Source organism: Kitasatospora sp. NPDC059817 (assembly GCF_042731835.1).
Lineage (GTDB): Bacteria > Actinomycetota > Actinomycetes > Streptomycetales > Streptomycetaceae > Kitasatospora.
The window spans coordinates 1-18,699 of the sequence record NZ_JBHWIR010000079.1; the positions used below are offsets into that span (position 1 = coordinate 1).

Consider the following 18,699-nt stretch of genomic DNA (forward strand, 5'->3'; position numbering starts at 1 on the left):
GATCCGACAACCGCTCACCCGCACACGACTTGACCTGCCCCACCCTCGCCACACCACAACCAACGAGACAGACACACCAAAGTCACTGGCATTGGACCTAGGTCCTGTCCGAGCCTAGCGCTGGCGGGACAGGATGCCGTGCTGGTGCGGTAGTTGGGGGCCGGCGGCGGGGGCCGGCGCGTACTGGAGGAGCAGCATGGCCGCGTCGTCGCCGAGTTGGCGGCCGACGTGGCGCACCACGTCCTCGTGCAGGCGCTGCAGGACGTCCGCCGGGCGGCCGTCGGCGCAGCGCGGGAGGCGTTCGGCGAGCGGGTAGAAGGCGCCGGAGCGGTCGCGGGCCTCGATCACCCCGTCGGTGAACAGCAGGACCCGGTCGCCGGGCCGCAGTGCCACCCGGTGCACCGGCGGCCGGACGTCGGCCGGGTCGAGGACGCCCAGCGGCGGGACGGTCTCGGCGAGTTCGAGCGGCCGGACGTCCCCGCCGCGCAGCAGCAGCGGCGAGGGGTGGCCGCAGTTGACCAGTTCCGCGGTGCCGTCCGCGCCGACGCCGATCAGCACCAGGGTGACGAACTCCTCCTCCACGCCCGGGTGGTCGTTCTCGTGCAGGGCCCGGTCGAGGCTGACGGCCAGCCAGCCGGCGACCCGGTCCAGCGCGGGCTCCTGGTGCGCGGCCTCGCGGAAGGCGCCGAGGACGGCGGCGGCGGTCTCGACCGCGCCGAGGCCCTTGCCGCGGACGTCGCCGACCACGGCCCGCACCCCGTGCCGGGTGTTGACCACCTCGTACAGGTCGCCGCCGATCCTGGCGTGCGCGGCGGCGGCCTCGTAGTGGACGGCCGCCTGGACGGTGCCGACCCGCTCGGGGACGGGCCGCAGCAGCACCCGGCGGGCGATCGAGGCGACGAGCTGGGCGTCGGCCAGCGCCCGCTCCTGGCGCAGCCGAAGGGTGGCGCTGACCCAGCCGATCAGGGCGACCAGCAGGATCGCGAAGACGCTGGCGGCGTGCACGGACTGGTCGAGGGCGTCGCTGCGGAAGGCCATCAGGAAGGCCACCGCCTCGGTGAAGAGGCCGATGGCGAGCGGGTACCAGGTTCGGTGGCTGACCACGGCGGCCAGCGCGGGGACGGCGGTGAGGGCCGGTTCGACCGTCACCTCGGTGTTGCTGACGAAGTCGAGGGCGACGATCAGCGCCATGCCGATGAAGGGCAGCGCGAGCGCCGTCCTCGGCCAGGTGCCGGTCGTGCCCGGAGCGGGTCCCGGGGTCGGCCCGGTGAACCGCTCTCTGATCCATCCGGTCGCGCTCAACGTCGGTTACTCCAGCAGAAGACGCCGATGCCCGGGGGCACCTGCGGTGATGACTGAGGGTTAGGGAATGCGGGCCTCGCTGGCGGCCGGAGCACGGGGGTTGACCGGTTACCGACCCCACAATAGGCACGAAACGTGCATGGCGCACAGGTTTCGGGCGCTGCCGTGATGACTTGAATGCTCTGCGTGACTCATTCTTCACTGTTCCCGATCAGGAGCCGTTCCAACTCTTTTCGGTCGGGAAGTCCTGTCGGACGGACGATCCGCCCGCTGCGGACGTACAGGAAGGAAGCCGTGACCTGCTCCGGCGGAACGCCCGCCTGCTCGGCCCAGGCGATCCGGTAGACCGCGAGCTGCAACGGGTCGGCGGTCTCCTCGCGGTGGGTCTTCCAGTCCACCACTTCGTAGCGTGACGCGCCACCGGTTACTGACGTCACGTCACCGTCCCGGTATACCGCGTCGATCCGGCCGCGCACCACCCGCCCCCCGAGCACCAGCTGGAACGGCGCCTCCACCCGGTGCGGCCGGCGCTGGGCGTACGGGGTGCGCAGGAACGCCTCCTTGAGCCGCTCCAGGTCCTGCTCGTCCTCGATGCCGTCGTCGTCGGCGCCGGGCAGCGCGCCCGGCTCGATCAGCAGCAGCGGTTCGATCCGGGACTGCACCCAGGCGTGGAAGCGGGTGCCCCGCCGGGCGGCCGGCTGCGGCGGGCGCGGCATCGGCCGGGCCAGGTCGCGCGCGAAGCCGTCCGGGTCGGCGGCCAGGCGCAGCAGTTGGGTGGCGGACAGCGCGGCGGGCAGCGGCACGTCGCGGGCGGTGCGCCGGGAGCGCTCCAACTCGCCCAGCAGCGCGGTGAGGTCGCGGTCCCAGGAGGCCGCCTGGCGCTGGTCCTCGGCAGCCATCGGCTCGGGTTCGGGGGCGGGCGCGCCGGCCAGCCGGGCGTGCACCACCTCGGCGACCCGGCGGCGGGCCAGCTGGGCGGCCGGGTCCAGCGGAAGCGGCCAGGGGCGCTCGACGGGATCGGCCAGCGCCGGGTTCTCGGCGCCCTTCTCGGGCTGCTCGGCCCAGTGCTCGACCTCCCCGGCGCCGGGCCGCTCGCAGTGCTCGCGCAGCTGCTCCAGGAAGGCGGACGGGCCGCGGACGGTCTTCTGGCTGGGCCCCCACCAGTGCCCGGAGGCCAGCAGCAGCGTGCGCGGGCGGGTGAACGCGACGTAGCCCAGGCGCAGTTCCTCGGTGCCGGAGTGCTCGGCCAGCTGCCGCTTGAACGCGGTCATGGCCTTGCCGTCCCACCCGCCGCGCACGTCGGGCAGGGTGTCCGCGTCGCCGCGCAGGGCGTGCGGGAGCACCCGTTTGCTGCTGGTCCAGCGCTCGCGCGAGGTGGTGGACGGGAACGAGCCCTTGACCAGGCCGGGGACGGCGACGACGTCCCACTCCAGGCCCTTGGACTTGTGCGCGGTGAGCACCTTCACGGTGTCCTCGCCGCCGGGCAGGCTGCTGTCCAGGCCGCGCTCGTACTCCTGGGCGGCGCGCAGGAAGCCGAGGAAGGCGGCCAGGCCGGGGTCGCCGTCGAGGTCGGCGAAGGAGGCGGCGACGTCCAGGAAGGCGTGCAGGGTCTCGCGCCGCCGGGCGGCCAGCGCCTGCGGGGAGGCGGCGAGTTCGACCTCCAGGCCGGTGACGGCCAGCACCCGGTGCAGCACGTCCATCAGCGGGTCGGCGAGCGAGCGGCGCAGGTCGCGCAGCTCCTGGCCGAGGCGGGCCAGGCGGACCCTGGCCTCGGCGGAGAAGGGCAGTTCGTCGGGCTGCTCCGCGTCGAGGAAGGTCTCCACCGCGTCGGCGAGCGAGACCACCTCGGTGGGGTCGGCCTCGGCGACGGCCGCCGTCAGCGCCTCCACGCCCTCGGGCCGGTCGGTGCGCACCAGGTCGGCGGCCCGGCGCCCGAGCAGGGCGAGGTCGCGCGGGCCGATCCGCCAGCGCGGGCCGATCAGCAGGCGCACCAGCGCGGCGTTGGCGGTCGGGTCCTGGAGCACCTCGCAGACCGCCACCAGGTCGGCCACCTCGGGCAGTTGCAGCAGCCCGCCCAGGCCCACCACCTCGACCGGCACCTCGCGGGCGACCAGGGCGGCGTGGATGTCCGGGAAGGCCGCGCCGCCGCGGCACAGCACGGCGATCCGGCCGGGCGCGGTGCCGGTGCGCACCAGGTGGGCGATCGAGTCGGCGAGCCAGTCGACCTCCTCGGCGTGGGTGGGCAGCAGCGCCGCCCGCACGTAGCCGTCCTGCTCGGCGCCGGGGGCCGGGCGCAGCGCCTCGACGCCCTCGTGCATGGCCCGCAGCGGCGCGGCGAGTTCGTTGGCGAAGGCGAGCAGCCGGCCGCCGCTGCGGCGGTTCTCGCTGAGCGCGTAGCGGGCGGCGGGGCGGCCGTCGGCCTTCGGGAAGTGCCGGGGGAACTCGTCGAGGTTGGCGACGGAGGCGCCGCGCCAACCGTAGATCGCCTGGCAGGGGTCGCCGACGGCGGTGACGGGGTGGCCGGCAAAAGGATGACCGGGACCGGGGCCGGCGCCGAACAGGCCGGCCAGCATCAGCCGCTGGGCGACCGAGGTGTCCTGGTACTCGTCGAGCAGCACGACCCGGAACTGGCCGCGGAGCAGCGCGCCGACCTCGGGCCGCTGCTGGGCGAGCCGGGCGGCGGCGGCTATCTGGTCGCCGAAGTCCATCAGCCCGGCGGTGTGCTTGCGGCGCCGGTAGTCCTCGACCAGGCGCAGCAGCTCCAGCCGGGCCCGGGCGGTGGCGGGGACGGCCCGCAGGTCGTCGTTGGTGAGCTTGACGGTGGCGAGGGTGTCCAGCAGGTCCTCGTCGTGGGCGCGCAGGGTGTCCGGCTCGACCAGGTGCTCGGCGAGTTCGCCGTCCAGGGCGATCAGGTCGGCGACGAGGTTGGCGAAGGTGCCGGTGAGCGCGGGGAACGGGCCGCGGGCGGTGCGCAGCACCTTGGCGGCGAGCTGGAAGCGGGTGGCGTCGGCGAGCAGCCGCACGTCGGGTTCGATGCCGATCCGCAGGCCGTGCTCCTTGAGCAGCCGGCCGGCGAAGGCGTGGTAGGTGGAGATCTCCGGTTCGCCGAGCGGCTCCGCGCCGTCCTGCCCGGTGACGCCGGCCCGCAGCAGGGCGGTGCGCACGCGTTCGGCGAGTTCGCCGGCGGCCTTGTTGGTGAAGGTGAGGCCGAGCACCTCCTCGGGCCGGACGGCGCCGGAGCCGACCAGCCAGACCACCCGGGCGGCCATCACCGTGGTCTTGCCGGAGCCGGCGCCGGCCACGATCACGGCCGGTTCCAGGGGGGCGCCGATGGCCGCCATCTGCTCCCGGTTGAACGGGATGCCCAGCAGCTCCTTGAGCTGGTCGGGATGGCTGAGCACGGCGGTCACCCCGCAACGTTAACCGGAGCGGCGGACAACCTTCACTCGACGAGTTGCGCCCCGTCCCGCTGGGCGGAGCAGCTGCGGCGGAAAGTGCAGCGGTCGCAGCCGCCGCCGGTCTGCGGGACGAAGCGCTCGGCGAGGACCCGGCCGGCCGCGTCGGCGAGCAGGTTCTCGATCCACGGCTCGCCCTCCGGCGGGTCCTGCCGCTGCACCTTGGGGGCGTCCTGGGCGGCCTTGGCGGCGGGCTCGCGCAGGTGGACGAGTTCGGCACCGCCGGTGGCCGGGGGGCGGTCGGCGAAGCCGGGCAGTTCGTTGAGGGCCCCGGCGCGGACGGCGAGCTGGTAGACGGCGAGCTGCTTGTGCTCGGGCAGCGACTTGTCGGTGGGGATCTGCTTGCCGGTCTTGAAGTCGACGACGTAGGCGCGCCCGGCCGCGTCCTTCTCGACACGGTCCATCGAGCCGCGGATGCGCACCGAGACGCCGCCGGCGTCGAGGGTGACGTCGAAGCCGTGCTCGGTGGCGACGAGGTCGCGGCCGCGTTCCAGCACGTGCCAGTTGAGGAAGCGCTCCAGGGCGGCGCGGGCCTGGGTCTTCTCCTGGTGGGACTTCCAGGGCGCGTCGAAGGCCAGCGCGTCCCAGACGGTGTCCAGGCGTTCCATCAGGACGGCGAGGTCGGCGGGGGTGCGCCCGGAGCCGACCTCGTCGGCGAGCGCGTGCACGACGTTGCCGAAGCCCTGGGCGGCGGAGCCGGCTGCGCGGGCCTTGACCTCCTTGTCCAGGAACCACTGCAGCGAGCAGTTCTCCAGTTGTTCCAGGCCGCTGCCGGACAGCCGCACCGGCAGGTCGGCGCTGCGCAGCGGGTCGGGGGCGGCGGTGGCGTCGGCCAGGCCCCACCAGCGGTCGGGGCGGGCGGCGGGCACCAGCGGCTGGCCCTCGTCGTCGGTGGCGGTGGCGAGCAGGGCGAGCCGTTCGGCGGCGGCCCGGCGCAGTTCGGGCGAGCGGGCCGGGTCGACGGTGACGGCCCGCAGTTCGGCGACCAGTGCGGCGACGGACAGCGGGCGGCGCGGGCGGTGGGTGACGTCCTCGACGACGACGGGCGGGGTGCGGCGCACGACCTTGCCGGTCCGCGGGTCGACGTCCTCGCGGTAGAGCTCGCGCAGGAAGCGGGAGGGCTCGTCGCCGTCGTCGGCGGGGGCCTTGACGGCGGTGACGATCAGCCGTTCCCGGGCGCGGGTCGCGGCGACGTAGAAGAGCCGGCGCTCCTCGCCGAGCAGGGCGCCCGGGGAGAGCGGTTCGGCGAGGCCGTCGCGGCCGATCCGGTCGGCCTCCAGCAGGGAGCCGCGGCGGCGCAGGTCGGGCCAGAGGCCGTCCTGGACGCCGGCGACGACGACCAGGCGCCATTCCAGGCCCTTGGAGCGGTGGGCGGTCATCAGCCGGACGGCCTCGGGGCGCACGGCCCGGACGGTGAGGGTGTCGGCGGCGATGTCCTGGGCGTCGAGCTCGGCGAGCAGGTCGAGGGCGCCGCGGTGGCCGGTGACCTGCTCCTCGGCGCGGGCGGCGGTCTCGAACAGGGCGCACAGCGCGTCGAGGTCGCGGTCGGCGTTGCGGCCGGCGGCGCCGCCGCGCAGGGCGGCCCGTTCCAGGCGTTCGCGCCAGCGGCGGCTGCCGTCCCACAGCTCCCAGAGCGCCTCCTCGGCGGTGCAGCCGCCGGCGAGGCGTTCGCGGACCTTGCGTAGCAGGGTGCCGAGGTCGCGGGCCCGGCGGGCGTGGGCGGGGTCGAGGGCGATCAGCCGCTCGGGTTCGGCGAGGGCCTCGCGCAGCAGGTCGCCGGCCGGGCGGGGGGCGGCCGGGTCCCCGTCGGCGCGCAGGGCGGCGCGTTCCTCCTCGCGCAGGGCGCGGCCGAGGCGGCGCAGGTCGGAGCCGTCGAGGCCGCCGAGCGGGCCGGTGAGCAGGGCGTGGGCCAGGTCGGTGGTGAGCGGGTCGGGTGTGTCGGGGTCGCCGTGCCGGTCGCGGGCGGCCTGCTCGGCGCAGACCCGCAGGGCGAGCAGCAGGTGGGCGACGGCCGGCTCCTCGCGCAGCGGCAGGTCGTCGCCGTCGATCTCCAGCGGGACGCCGGCCGCGCTGAGCGCCCGCCGTACGCCGGGGATGGAGCGGGCGCCGGCCCGGACCAGGACGGCCATCTCGCCCCAGGGCAAGCCGTCCTCCAGGTGGGCGCGGCGCAGCAGGTCGGCGATCGAGTCGAGTTCGGCGCCGGGGGTGGGGTAGGTGTAGACCTCGGCCCGGCCGCCCTCGCGGGAGGGCAGCAGCGCGCGGTGCTGGGCGAGCTTGTCGGCGGGCAGCCGGCCCATCGGCATCCGCCGGGCGAGCTCCCGGGAGGCGGCGAGCAGGACGGCGCCGGAGCGGCGGGAGACGCGCAGCACCTTGACGTCGGCGGGTTCGCCGTCGGCCCGGCGGAAGGTCTGCGGGAAGTCGAGGATGCCGTTGATGTCGGCGCCGCGGAAGGCGTAGATCGACTGGTCGGGGTCGCCGACCGCGACGAGTTCGCGGCCGCCGCCGGCCAGCTGGCGCAGCAGCCGGACCTGGGAGGGGTCGGTGTCCTGGTACTCGTCGACGAACACCACCTCGTAGCGCCGCCGCAGTTGTTCGGCGACCTCGGGGCGTTCGGCGAGCAGGACGGCCCGGTGGACGAGTTCGGCGTAGTCGAGGACGCCGCGCAGGTCGAGCACGTCGAGGTAGTCGGCGAGGAAGTGCGCGGCGGCGGCCCAGTCGGGGCGCTGGACGCCTTGGGCGAAGCGCTCCAGTTCGGCTTCGCCCAGGCCCAGCTCGCGGCTGCGGGCGAGGACGGCGCGGACCTCGTCGGCGAAGCCGCGGGTGGTCAGGCAGGCCCGCAGGTCGAGCGGCCAGTGGATCCGGGAGCTGCCGAGCTTCGCGTCCTCGGCGCCGCCGGCCAGCAGTTCGCGGACCATGACGTCCTGCTCGGGGCCGGAGAGCAGCCGCAGCGGTTCGGCGTAGTCCTGCGGGTCCTGGTGGGCGCGCAGCAGGGCGTAGCTGAAGGAGTGGAAGGTGGTGGCCTGGGGGGCGGCCGAGGAGGAGCCGAGCCGGGCGGACATCCGGTCGCGCAGTTCCGTCGCGGCCTTGCGGCTGAAGGTGAGGACGAGGATGCGCTCGGGGTCGGTGCCGTGCTCGATCCGCCGGGCGACGGCCTCGACCAGGGTGGTGGTCTTGCCCGTCCCGGGGCCGGCGAGCACCAGCAGCGGCCCGCCGCCGTGCTCGACCACGGCGCGCTGGTACTCGTCCAGCACGGGTGGGGCGGGCTGGACGAGCGGGCTGCGCACGAGCCGGTACGGGGAACTCACGGAGGCGGATCCTGGGGTTGTGCTGGAGGCGTGGCCGGGCGGGCCCGCCGGGGCCCGCCCGTATCGAGCCTACGATCCTGCCCCGTCATTCCCGTCCGCGCGGCCGTTTCGCGGCATCCCCCGGTCCGCGGCATCCCCATTTTGCGGCGACCTCATTGCTCGCCGCCCGGCTCCCGCCCGTCCCAGCGGGCCCGCCGCAGGTCGACCCGGGGCGGGTCGGCGAGTTCGCGCAGCGGGGTGCCCTCCTCGCCGTAGTGGGCGAGGGCGCGGTGCTCGTGTCCGGGCAGGAAGCGGCCGTCGGCGCGGATGACCCGCCACCAGGGGACCGAGCCGCCGTACAGGGCCATCACCCGGCCGACCTGCCGGGGGCCGCCCTGGCCGAGGTACTCGGCAACGTCCCCGTAGGTCATCACCCTGCCGGGTGGAATCCGCTCGGTCAGGTCGAGCACCAGTTCGGCGAAGGGTGGCAGGGTGTCCGGGAGGCCGTCGTCTGTTACGTCCGTCACCTGCGGCATTCTTCCTCACGGGGGCGCACCCGCGGCCCCGTACGAACGATCCGCCGCGCCCGATCCGGCCCCTGTCCAGCACGGGGCGCCGAGGCATGCCACCATCTTCGGGGCGGTGAGTGGTGATACGAGGACAAGACCAGATGACCGGGACGGCTGACGTGGGTGTGGACGAGGACTCCGACGAGTCCGCCGCCGCCGTGCCCTCGGCTCCCGGTGATGGGCCCGCGACCGGGCCGACACCGGAAGTCTCCCTGATCAAGGACCTGACGATCAAGACCCCCGCGCCCGCCGAGGCCTCCGAAGAACCCGCCGAACCCGCCGAAGCCCCCGGGGAACCGGCCGCCGAAGCCCCCGGGGATCCGGCCGCCGCCGCGCCGCCGGCCCGGCGCCCGCTGCCCGACTACCACGACCCGCTGGGCGACACCCCGCACCTGGACGTCGACGAGCCCCTGCTCGCCGCCCGGGCGCACCGCCCGTCCGACCTGATCCGCTTCCTGGCCGGCGTCCTCGGCATAGTCGCCGTCTTCGTGCTGGCGGGCATCGCCACCTCGACCACCACCGGCATCGAACAGGACATCGCCACCAACGCGCCGCACTTCTCCGCGGTGCTCTCCACGATCACCGGCCTGCTCTCCAGCGTCGCGGTGCTCGCCGTACCGCTGGCCTTCGCGGTCGAGCGGCTGATCAAACGCGACGGCCTGCGGGTCGCCGACGGCGTGCTCGCCTCGGTGCTCGCCTACGGCGTCTCACTGGGCATCGACTGGTGGGTGGCCGAAGGCGCCTCCGACCACATCCGGGACGCGCTGACCAGGCTGCCGATGGACAGCAACGGCACCCTCACCGACCCGGTGCACGGCTACCTCGCCCCGGTGATCGCCTACATGACCGCGGTCGGCATGTCGAGCCGCCCCCGGTGGCGGGTCGCCCTATGGGTGGTGGTGGTCTTCAGCGGGATCACCGAACTGCTCGGCGGCTACACCACCCCGCTGTCGCTGCTGCTCACCGTCCTGATCGGCTGGTCCGTCGCGTACGGCACGCTGTACGCGATCGGCTCCCCGAACATCCGGCCCACCGGCCAGCACCTGATGATCGGCCTGCGCAAGGTCGGCTTCACCCCGGAGAGCGCCCACCGCGCCCCGGACGCACCCGGCGGCACCCGCCGCTACTACGTCACCCAGCAGAGCGGCCCGCCGCTGGACGTCCACATCATCGACCGCGAGCAGCAGGCCTCCGGCTTCTTCTACCGGGCCTGGCGGCGGCTGCGGCTGCGCTCGGTGGCGGTGCGCCGCAGCCCGCAGTCGCTGCGCCAGGCGCTGGAGCAGGAGGCCCTGATCGCCTACGCGGCGGCCGCCTCGGGCGCCCGCGCGCCGCAGCTGGTCGCCACCTCCGAGCTGGGTCCGGACGCCGCGATCCTGGTCTACGGCAAGGTCGAGGGCCGCATCCTGGACGAGCTCTCCGACGAGGAGGTCACCGACCAGGTGATGGCCTCGCTCTGGGAGTCGGTGGCGGCCCTGCACGAGCGCCGGATCGCCCACCGCCGGCTGACCGGCGAGTCGCTGCTGGTGGTGGACGAGAGGACGGCCTGCCTGGTCAACCTCTCCGGCGGCGACATCGCCGCCACCGACCTGACGCTGCGCATCGACGTCGCCCAGCTGGTCACCACCTTCGCGCTGCGGATCGGCCCGGAGCGGGCCGTCGCCACCGCCAACGCGGTGCTCGGCGCCGACCGGGTCGCCCAGGCGCTGCCGCTGCTCCAGCCGGTCGGGATGAGCCGCTCCACCAGGGTCGACCTCTCGCGGCTCACCAAGGAGCGCAAGACCGTCGCCCGGGCCAGGGCGCTGGAGCAGGTCGCGGCCGGCGAGCGCACCCAGCAGCAGGCCGAGGAGGACATCGCGGTGGCCGGCGAGGACCTGCTGAGCCGCATCCGCGGCCAGATCCTCCAGATCGCCCCCGAGGCACCGATGGAGCCGGCCAAGCTGGAGCGGCTGAAGCCGAAGAGCCTGATCATGGTGATCGCGCTCACCTTCGCCGCCTACCTGGCGCTGACCACCATCAAGCCGGCCCAGCTCAAGCTCTCCCAGATGGACTGGGTCTGGGCGGCGGCGGCCCTGCTGGCGGCCGCGTTCAGCTACGTCGCCGCCGCGATGAGCCTGACCGGCTTCGTCCCGGAGAAGCTGCCGTTCCGGCGCACCGTCGCGGCCCAGCTGGCCGGCTCCTTCGTCAAGCTGGTCGCGCCCGCCGCGATCGGCGGCATCGCGCTCAACACCCGCTACCTACAGAAGGCCGGGATCCGCTCCGGCCAGGCGGTGGCCTCGGTCGGCGCCTCCCAGCTGGCCGGCCTGGCCGGGCACCTGCTGCTGCTGTTCAGCTTCGGCCTGATCACCGGCAGCCAGACCAACGGCGACCTGTCCGCCTCCCGCGCGGTGATCATCGGCGTGCTGACCGCCGCCGTGCTCGCCCTGGTGGTGGCGGCGGTCGCGCCACTGCGCCGGTTCGTCCTGGGCCGGCTGCGCTCGCTGTTCTTCGGCGTGGTGCCGCGGATGCTCGACCTGATGCAGACGCCCAGCAAGCTGGTCACCGGCTTCGGCGGCATCCTGCTGCTGACCCTGTCCTTCACCGCCTGCCTGGACGCCTCGGTGCAGGCCTTCGGCGGCGACGTCAGCTTCTCGGCGGTCGCGGTGGTCTTCCTGACCGCCAACGCGGCCGGCTCGGCGATCCCCACCCCGGGCGGCATCGGCCCGGTCGAGGTCGCCCTGATCGGCGCCCTGACGGTCGCGGACGTGTCGCCGGCGGTCGCCACCCCGGCGGTCTTCCTCTACCGGGCGCTCACCTTCTGGCTGCCGGTGCTGCCGGGCTGGATCTCCTACAACATGCTGCAGCGCCGCGGCGCGCTCTGACGTCCACCGGATACGCGGAAGGGCCCGCCGAGGCGGGCCCTTCCTGCACGTTCCGGCGTTCTAGTAGACGGGCTTGTGCGGCTCGATCTGGTTGACCCAGCCGAGCACGCCGCCGCCCAGGTGGACGGCGTTGGCGAAGCCGGCCGCCTTGACCACGGCCAGCACCTCGGCCGAGCGCACGCCCGACTTGCAGTGCAGCACGATCTTGCGGTCCTGCGGCAGCTTCTCCAGGGCGTCGCCCATGAGGAACTCGTTCTTCGGGATCAGCACCGCGCCGGGGATGTTGACGATCTCGTACTCGCCGGGCTCGCGGACGTCGATCAGGAAGATGTCCTCCTTGTCGTCCTGCCACTGCTTGAGCTGCGCCGAGGTGACGGTCGAGCCCGCGGCGGCGGCCTGCGCCTCCTCCGACACGACGCCGCAGAAGGCCTCGTAGTCGATCAGCTCGGTGACCGTCGGGTGCTCGGAGCAGACGGCGCAGTCCGGGTCCTTGCGGACCTTCACCTGGCGGTAGTTCATCTCCAGGGCGTCGTAGATCATCAGCCGGCCGACCAGCGGGTCGCCCACGCCGGCCAGCAGCTTGATCGCCTCGGTGACCTGGATCGAGCCGATGGACGCGCACAGCACGCCCAGCACGCCGCCCTCGGCGCAGGAGGGGACCATGCCCGCCGGCGGGGCCTCCGGGTAGAGGCAGCGGTAGCAGGGGCCGTGCTCGGCCCAGAACACGCTGGCCTGGCCGTCGAAGCGGTAGATCGAGCCCCACACGTACGGCTTGCCGAGCAGCACCGCGGCGTCGTTCACCAGGTAGCGGGTGGCGAAGTTGTCGGTGCCGTCCACGATCAGGTCGTAGCCGGCGAAGATCTCCATGACGTTGGAGTTGTCGAGGCGCTCCTCGTGGAGGATCACGTCGACGTAGGGGTTGATCTCCTTGACCGAGTCCCGCGCCGACTCCGCCTTGGAGCGGCCCACGTCCGACTGGCCGTGGATGATCTGGCGCTGCAGGTTCGACTCGTCGACCACGTCGAACTCGACGATGCCCAGCGTGCCGACACCGGCCGCGGCGAGGTACATCAGCGCGGGCGAGCCCAGGCCGCCGGCGCCGACGCACAGCACCTTGGCGTTCTTCAGCCGCTTCTGCCCGGCCATGCCCACGTCGGGGATGATCAGGTGGCGGGAGTACCTGCGGACCTCGTCAACGGTGAGCTCGTCAGCCGGCTCGACCAGGGGTGGCAACGACACGGGGACTCCGATGGGTGTCTGGTTCAGGTGGCCTGGGCCAGCCTCATGGTGGTTGCTGCGCCGCCACGCGGGTGGCTCCTAGGCCAACAGTGTCACGCCCCTCCGGTATTCCGAGACAGCTCGTCCGATGGGCGAGACAGCCGGCGTCGGATCGTGGGACCGCCCGCGGGAGCCCGGAAAAGCGCCCCAGGCCTGTGCCGACAGGCCCGGGGCGCTCCCGGTGACCGCTCAGACCCGGCAGGCCGTCTCCAGCCAGACGTCCCCGAGCGACTCCTCCAGCGGCACCTGTGTCCGCCAGCCGAGACGGTCCCGGGCGGTGCGCACGTCCGCCTGCCGCCACGGCACCGGCTCCCCCGCCGCGACCCGGCCCTCCGGCCGGTGGCCCTCCACCCGGTGGCCCGGCAGGTGGTGGCCGGGCAGGTGGTCGCCGACCGGGCCGCCGGCCTGCGCGGGCAGCAGGACCTGCCGGTTCTCCTCGACGATCGCCCCCTCGAAGCCGGACGCCCGGACCAGCAGCTGGGCCGCGTCCCGGGCCCGGACGGCGTGCCCGCTGCCGATGTTGACCACCCCGGTGGCGGCCGACACCGCCGCCGCCTGGATCGCCCGCGCGACGTCCCGCACGTCCACGAAATCCCGGTATCCGGACAGGTCCGGCATCCGCACCTGGGACTCGTCCCGCTCCAGAGCCCGCCGCAGCCCCTCCGCGAGCCGCCCGAACAGCGAGGCGGTCGGCGCCCCCGGGCCCACCACGTCGAACACCCGCAGCACCGCCGCGTCCAGGCCCGATGCCAGCACCAGCTCCGTCCCGGCCAGCTTGGACACCCCGTACGGGCCGACCGGCCGCGGCTCGGCCTGCTCCGACACCGGCACCCCGCCCGGCACCGGGCCGTACTCGGCGGCCGAGCCGACGTGCACCAGCCGGGCCGGCTCCCGGCTGCGCCGGATCGCCTCGCAGACGGTGGCGACGGCCAGCGTGTTCGACCGGATCAGGGTGCGCGAGCTGCCGTAGGTGGCGCCCGCGCAGTTGATCACCACCTGCGGCGCGACCGCGTCCAGGAACCGGGCCAGCGCGCCCGGGCTTCCGGTGGTCAGGTCGAAGCGGATGTCGGCCGAGTCGCGCCGGCCGAGCACCGTCACCTGCAACTCCTGGTCCATGAGCAGACGATCGGTGACCCGGCGGCCGATGAAACCGTCGGCGCCCAGCAGCAGCACCCTCATCGGGGGCGTCCTTCCACGAAGCGAGGTCGGGGACGACCTGGCGGACTGAAATCAAGAGCGGACTGAGTGAGAGCAACGAGAAGGGGGCGGCACCCGGGGCCGCACCGGCGGGCGGGGCTCAGCGGTGCGAACCGGCCCGGCCGAGCACGGCCCAGGCGTACGCCAGCAGCACCGCGGCGACCGCGCCGCCGCCGATCAGCCCGGCCGTCGGCCCGGAGCGGCCCAGGGCGAGCAGCCCGAGCGCCACGGCGGGCCCGGCCAGCGCCCCCGCCGCCGCGGCCGTCGTCCGGCCGCAGCGGGCCAGCAGCGCGGGCAGCACCAGCAGCAGGCCCAGCACGCCCTGCGCCGCCCACTGCGCGGCGCCGGCCCGTTCGGCCGCCAGGTGCAGCAGGCCCCCGCCGTGGCCCGGCCCGGGGCGCGGCGCGAGGACGGTCAGCACCGCCAGCGCGGCGAATGTCAGCACCGCGAGCACCGCCAGGTGCAGGGCGACCGCCACCGGGAGCACCGGCCGCATCCGGGACCGGAACTCGGCCAGCGTGGCCGCCGCGCCGAGATGGCCGCGGCCGACCTGCCGGTACCAGCGGGCCGCCCGCTCGGCCGACCCGGCCGACACCGCCCCGGCCAGCACCAGCGCGGCGGTCAGCCGCCGGTCCCCGTCCGCCGCGGCCAGCGGGAGCAGCAGCAGCGCGGCCAGGCCCAGCCCGTACCCCAGCGCCGCCGGGCGCCACCGGGAGCCGGCCCGCCGCGGCGCCCGCGCCGGGCCCAGCCCGTCCACCGCGCGGCAGGGGCCGGTGCACGGCGGGCCGGGCTCGACGGCGGGGTCCGCGGCCAGGGCGGGCACCAGCACCAGCGGGACGGCGGCCGGCAGCAGCACCGGCCAGCGGGCGCCGAGCGCGACCACGGCCGCGCAGGGCAGCGCGGCCAGCGCGGCGGCGGTCAGCGTCGCCCGGGTCGCGGCGGCGCACTCCCGGCCCGGCGGCGGCTCCGGCGGGGGCGGGCGGCGGGGCACCCGCGCGTACAGCTCCTCGGCGAGCGAGAACAGGTCGGCGTGCCGGCAGCGTGCGACGGCCTGCGGGCCGAGCCCGGCCTCCTCCAGTCCGGCGGCGATCTCCAGCGGGTCGACGGCCCGCTCGCACAGCGCCCGGTGCTCGGCCATCACCTCGCGCACCGGGTCCCCCACCGGGCTCCCGGGGCCGCCCGGCGCCGCGCCGCCCGCCATCAGACGGCCTCCGCGAGGGCGCCGGGGCGCTCTTGCGCGCCGGCGTCGCCGCCCTCGTCCTCCGACCGCTCGGACCCGGCCGGCCCGGCGCCGTGGCGGCCGTCGGGGCCGTCCGCCGCGTCCGGGGCGCCCTGGCCGCCCGGGCCGTCCGGCGCGCGGCGGCCGTCGGCGAGCCAGTACTCGGCCGGCCGGGCGAACGGGCGCGGCGGCTCCCCCGCCGCGCCGCCGGCCCCACCGCCGGGGAAGGCCGGGTACTGCGAGACCAGCTCCAGGTAGATCTCCCGGAAGGCGCCGATCACCGGCTCCACGGCGAAGCGTTCCTGCGCCCGCAGCCGCCCGGCCAGCCCGAGCCGGGCGCGCCGCTCCTCGTCGCGCAGCAGCGCCAGGCAGGCGCCGGCCAGCGCGCGCGGGTCCCGGGCGGGCACCAGCAGCCCGGTCGGCCCGACCACCTCGCGGGCCACCCCGACGTCGGTGGACACCACCGCCCGGCCGCTGAGCATCGCGTCCGCGAGCAGCCGGGGGCTGCGCTGGGACAGCGCGGAGAAGACGGCCAGCGTGCCGCCCTCCCAGACCTCGGCGAGCGAGCCGGGCCGCCCGGCGAAGTCCACCGCCGCGGCCAGTCCGAGCCGCTCGGCCAGCGCCGCGCAGTGCGCCCGGTAGCCGGGCGCGGCCTCCTCGCCGTGGATCACCAGCCGGGCCCGCGGCAGGTCGGCGTGCACCTGCGCGAAGGCGTGCAGCATCAGTTCGGTGTCCCGCCCCGGCTCCAGCGCGCCCGCCCACACCAGGGTCGGCGCGGCGGGCTCGGGCCCGGCCGCCGGGCGGACCACCGCGGGCGTCCCCTCGTACACCACCCGGGTGCGCGCCGGGTCGGCCCCGCAGCGGCGCTGCCACTGCTGGTCGTGGGCGCTGCCGGGGGTCAGGACGGCCGCCTGCCGGTAGGTCTCCTCGGTGAGCGCCCGGAAGTACGCCAGCAGCAGCGCCCGGACCGGCCACCGGTACGGCGCCTCGCGGTAGCCCAGGTACTGCTCGCGCAGGTGCAGGCCGTGCTCGGTGACCACGAACGGCACCCCGTGCAGGTACCGGGCGACGAGTGCGGGCAGCGCCGCGGGGCCGCCGCCGACCACGTGGCACAGGTCGGCGCCGCCGAGGCCGTCGGGCCCGGTGCCGTACCAGGGCGCGGACAGCGGCCGCAGGCACTGCTCCAGCAGGTCCGCCGCGACCAGCACGTCGCGGACCAGCGGCTGCCCGGCCGAGGTCTCCGCGCCCGGCAGCCGCCAGACCCGCTCCAGGGTGCGCCGGGCGTGCGCGGAGGCGAGGAAGGCGGGCAGCGTGCCGTCCTCCCGGGCGAGGACGGCCAGCCGGTACAGCCCGGCCCCGAAGCCGGCCCGCTTCCCCGGCAGCACCAGGGCTCTGACCAGGTCCTCGTACGCCCGGGCGTACTGGCGTCTGCGCAGCGCGCCGGGCACCCGGCCGCCCGGCCGGCGCCCCCACAGCGCCAGCTCGCGTGCCCCGCGCCAGGCGGGGGACGGCCGCTCGGCGGCGCCCTGGCCGGCCTGGCCGGTCAGCAGGTACAGCCCGAACTCGTGCTCCGGCAGGCCCGCGGCCAGCCGGTCGCACCAGCCTCCGGCGCCGCGCCGGGAATGTGGGCGGGCACCCTCGGTGAGCAGGGCGATGCGCACGGGAGACCTCCAGGGCAGAGCGGATCACGGGCGGGCGGATCACGGGCGGGCGGGATCGGCGGATGGCTTGAGCGGCTTGAGTGGTCACCGGGGCGGCCCCGCACGGCGGCGGGGACGGTCCGGGGGCGAGGAGTGCGGTCGGCCGGGTACGACACCGCGACGCTCCCCCGGGGCGGGGCACCACCGAGCGGTGGTGCGGCCGTCCGGCCCGACGGTCCGGCCGCGCCCCTCCCGCGATCCGTTCCCCCGGGCGCACGCCCGTTCCGGCGGGCCGGGCCCGACCCGCCGGGCCCCCTGGGTGCGGCCGCCCCCGGATTTCCCCGGCGTCCGCGGCCTCCCCCACACCTGTTCGGTCCGACAGCAGAAAGGTAGGACCGGGCCCGGGCAATCCATCGGTCACATGCCTGGTTGCCACCTGAACGAGTGAACGAGCGTGACCTCGCCCCGAACCGGGCCGTTACCGCGCGGTCCGCGCGACCGGGCGCCGGTCGCCGACCTCCCCGCTCATGACGGACGATGGGAGTGACCTTGTTCGCCGCCGCGAGGGGTCCCCGGGTCCGCGATGCCCGGCCCGTGCTCCGCGCTCGGTGACACCGCCGGTGCGGTGCGTCACGAGGTTCGGATTCCGGCGGCCGGGACGGCCGTTCCGGCCCCTGTCACACCCCTGCCGACGCCGAGGTCAGCGCCGTATTGTGGGCTCCTGACAAGGAGGCCGAGGTCCTTTTCTCACTCCCGCCGAACGCGGAAGCGGTTACCGAAAAGTAGAATCGGCCCTCTTGCCAGCCCCGAACAACCGAAGTGAGGAGCGCCGTGACGGCCATCCAGGAGGCGCAGGAGCGCCCGCGCGGTGCCCGCCTGCCGCGAAGCGCCCGCCGTGAACAACTGCTCGGTGCCGCCCAGGAGGTGTTCGTCGCGCAGGGTTACCACGCGGCCGCCATGGACGACATCGCCGACCGCGCCGGGGTCAGCAAGCCGGTGCTGTACCAGCACTTCCCCGGGAAGCTGGAGCTGTACCTGGCACTGCTGGACAAGCACTGCGACGCCCTGGTCGAGTCGACCCGCGACGCACTGTCGACGACCACCGACAACAAGCTCCGGGTGGCCGCGACGATGGAGGCGTACTTCAACTACGTCTCCAGCGAGTCCGGCGCGTTCCGCCTGGTCTTCGAGTCGGACCTGACCAACGAGCCGGCCGTGCGCGAGCGGGTCGAGCGGGCCTCCGAGGCGAGCGCGACGCTGGTCAGCAAGGTGATCCAGGAGGACACCGACCTGCCCGAGGCGGAGTCCAAGCTGCTCGCCGCCGGGGTCTGCGGCCTGGCCCAGATCACCGCCCGGTACTGGCTGTCGCAGGGCCTGGACATCCCCCGCGACGAGGCGGTGCGGCTGGTCGCCAGCCTGGCCTGGCGCGGGCTGAAGGGCTTCCCGATGCACCCCGTTTCAGAGGGCGGGGAGGCCCTCTAGCAGGGGTGATCCACCGATCTTCGCCGTCGCGGTGATCCCGTGCTCTATGGTGAAGCCGTACGGCGCGGTCGTCGCGAACGCTTGTCCCAGGCGGTCGGGGTGTCCGCGCGTGGAGGCTGCAACCCCGGAGGGACGGAAGCCGTGGAGGTCAAGATCGGCGTGCAGAACACGCCGCGCGAGATCGTGATCGAGAGCACGCAGAGTGCCGATGAGATCCAGAGCGCGATCGCCAAGGCGCTGGAGGGTTCGGAGAAGCTCTTCGCGCTGACCGACGAGCACGGCCGCCGCGTCATCGTCCCGGCCGAGCGCCTGGCGTACGTGGAGATCGGCGAGCAGGCCGCCCGCAAGGTCGGCTTCGGCACCGCCTGAGGCGTCGTCCGAGCTGCTCACCCGGTGCCCCGCTCCCCCAGGGAGC

General features: G+C 75.1%; 11 protein-coding genes. 3 read left to right on the top strand and 8 right to left on the bottom strand.

Annotation, left to right across the window (positions count from 1 at the left end; translation table 11 throughout):
• Positions 1-114 precede the first annotated feature (114 nt).
• The 4 genes from ACFV61_RS18675 to ACFV61_RS18690 form a co-directional block, all read right to left on the bottom strand.
• Positions 115-1,302: a PP2C family protein-serine/threonine phosphatase gene (locus tag ACFV61_RS18675; protein ID WP_079135641.1), complete on the bottom strand. Its 1,188-nt coding sequence runs from the start codon at positions 1,300-1,302 to the stop codon at positions 115-117.
• A gap of 191 nt (positions 1,303-1,493) precedes the next feature.
• Complete coding sequence (locus ACFV61_RS18680; RefSeq protein ID WP_380492747.1) at positions 1,494-4,712, bottom strand: UvrD-helicase domain-containing protein; 3,219 nt, start codon at positions 4,710-4,712, stop codon at positions 1,494-1,496.
• Positions 4,713-4,744: 32 nt separating this feature from the next.
• Complete coding sequence (locus tag ACFV61_RS18685; protein WP_380492749.1) at positions 4,745-8,062, bottom strand: ATP-dependent helicase; 3,318 nt, start codon at positions 8,060-8,062, stop codon at positions 4,745-4,747.
• A 152-nt stretch (positions 8,063-8,214) separates the two neighbouring features.
• Positions 8,215-8,577, bottom strand: coding sequence for an MGMT family protein (locus tag ACFV61_RS18690; protein ID WP_363372602.1), 363 nt, complete (start codon positions 8,575-8,577; stop codon positions 8,215-8,217).
• A 134-nt stretch (positions 8,578-8,711) separates the two neighbouring features.
• Here ACFV61_RS18690 and ACFV61_RS18695 point away from each other — a divergent pair, with 134 nt between their 5' ends.
• Positions 8,712-11,468: a lysylphosphatidylglycerol synthase transmembrane domain-containing protein gene (locus ACFV61_RS18695; RefSeq protein WP_244293375.1), complete on the top strand. Its 2,757-nt coding sequence runs from the start codon at positions 8,712-8,714 to the stop codon at positions 11,466-11,468.
• A gap of 60 nt (positions 11,469-11,528) precedes the next feature.
• Here the strand turns inward: ACFV61_RS18695 and moeZ are convergent, their stop codons facing one another.
• The 4 genes from moeZ to ACFV61_RS18715 form a co-directional block, all read right to left on the bottom strand.
• Complete coding sequence (gene moeZ, locus ACFV61_RS18700) at positions 11,529-12,707, bottom strand: adenylyltransferase/sulfurtransferase MoeZ (protein WP_380341410.1); 1,179 nt, start codon at positions 12,705-12,707, stop codon at positions 11,529-11,531.
• Positions 12,708-12,935: 228 nt separating this feature from the next.
• On the bottom strand, positions 12,936-13,925 hold the full coding sequence (locus ACFV61_RS18705; protein WP_380492751.1) for an NAD-dependent epimerase/dehydratase family protein: 990 nt from the start codon (positions 13,923-13,925) through the stop codon (positions 12,936-12,938).
• Between the two features lie 118 nt (positions 13,926-14,043).
• Positions 14,044-15,144 carry a hypothetical protein gene (locus tag ACFV61_RS18710; protein WP_380492753.1) on the bottom strand — a complete coding sequence of 367 codons (1,101 nt, stop codon included), beginning with the start codon at positions 15,142-15,144 and terminating at the stop codon, positions 14,044-14,046.
• Positions 15,144-16,823, bottom strand: a complete 1,680-nt coding sequence (locus tag ACFV61_RS18715) for a DUF3492 domain-containing protein (protein WP_380492755.1) — start codon at positions 16,821-16,823, stop codon at positions 15,144-15,146. The genes ACFV61_RS18710 and ACFV61_RS18715 overlap by 1 nt, the downstream gene beginning before the upstream one ends.
• Positions 16,824-17,633: 810 nt before the next feature.
• Between ACFV61_RS18715 and ACFV61_RS18720 the strand changes: the two genes are divergently transcribed.
• The gene (locus ACFV61_RS18720; protein WP_063347918.1) at positions 17,634-18,284 is read left to right on the top strand and encodes a TetR/AcrR family transcriptional regulator; all 651 of its coding nucleotides are present in this window, start codon (positions 17,634-17,636) and stop codon (positions 18,282-18,284) included.
• Between the two features lie 141 nt (positions 18,285-18,425).
• Positions 18,426-18,653, top strand: coding sequence for a DUF3107 domain-containing protein (locus ACFV61_RS18725; RefSeq protein ID WP_063347919.1), 228 nt, complete (start codon positions 18,426-18,428; stop codon positions 18,651-18,653).
• Positions 18,654-18,699 lie beyond the last annotated feature (46 nt).

Coding starts and splice junctions, on each gene's coding strand:
- ACFV61_RS18690 (WP_363372602.1), bottom strand. CDS start 8,577: ATGCCGCAGGTGACGGACGTAACAGACGACGGCCTCCCGGACACCCTG.
- ACFV61_RS18695 (WP_244293375.1), top strand. CDS start 8,712: ATGACCGGGACGGCTGACGTGGGTGTGGACGAGGACTCCGACGAGTCC.
- ACFV61_RS18705 (WP_380492751.1), bottom strand. CDS start 13,925: ATGAGGGTGCTGCTGCTGGGCGCCGACGGTTTCATCGGCCGCCGGGTC.
- ACFV61_RS18710 (WP_380492753.1), bottom strand. CDS start 15,144: ATGGCGGGCGGCGCGGCGCCGGGCGGCCCCGGGAGCCCGGTGGGGGAC.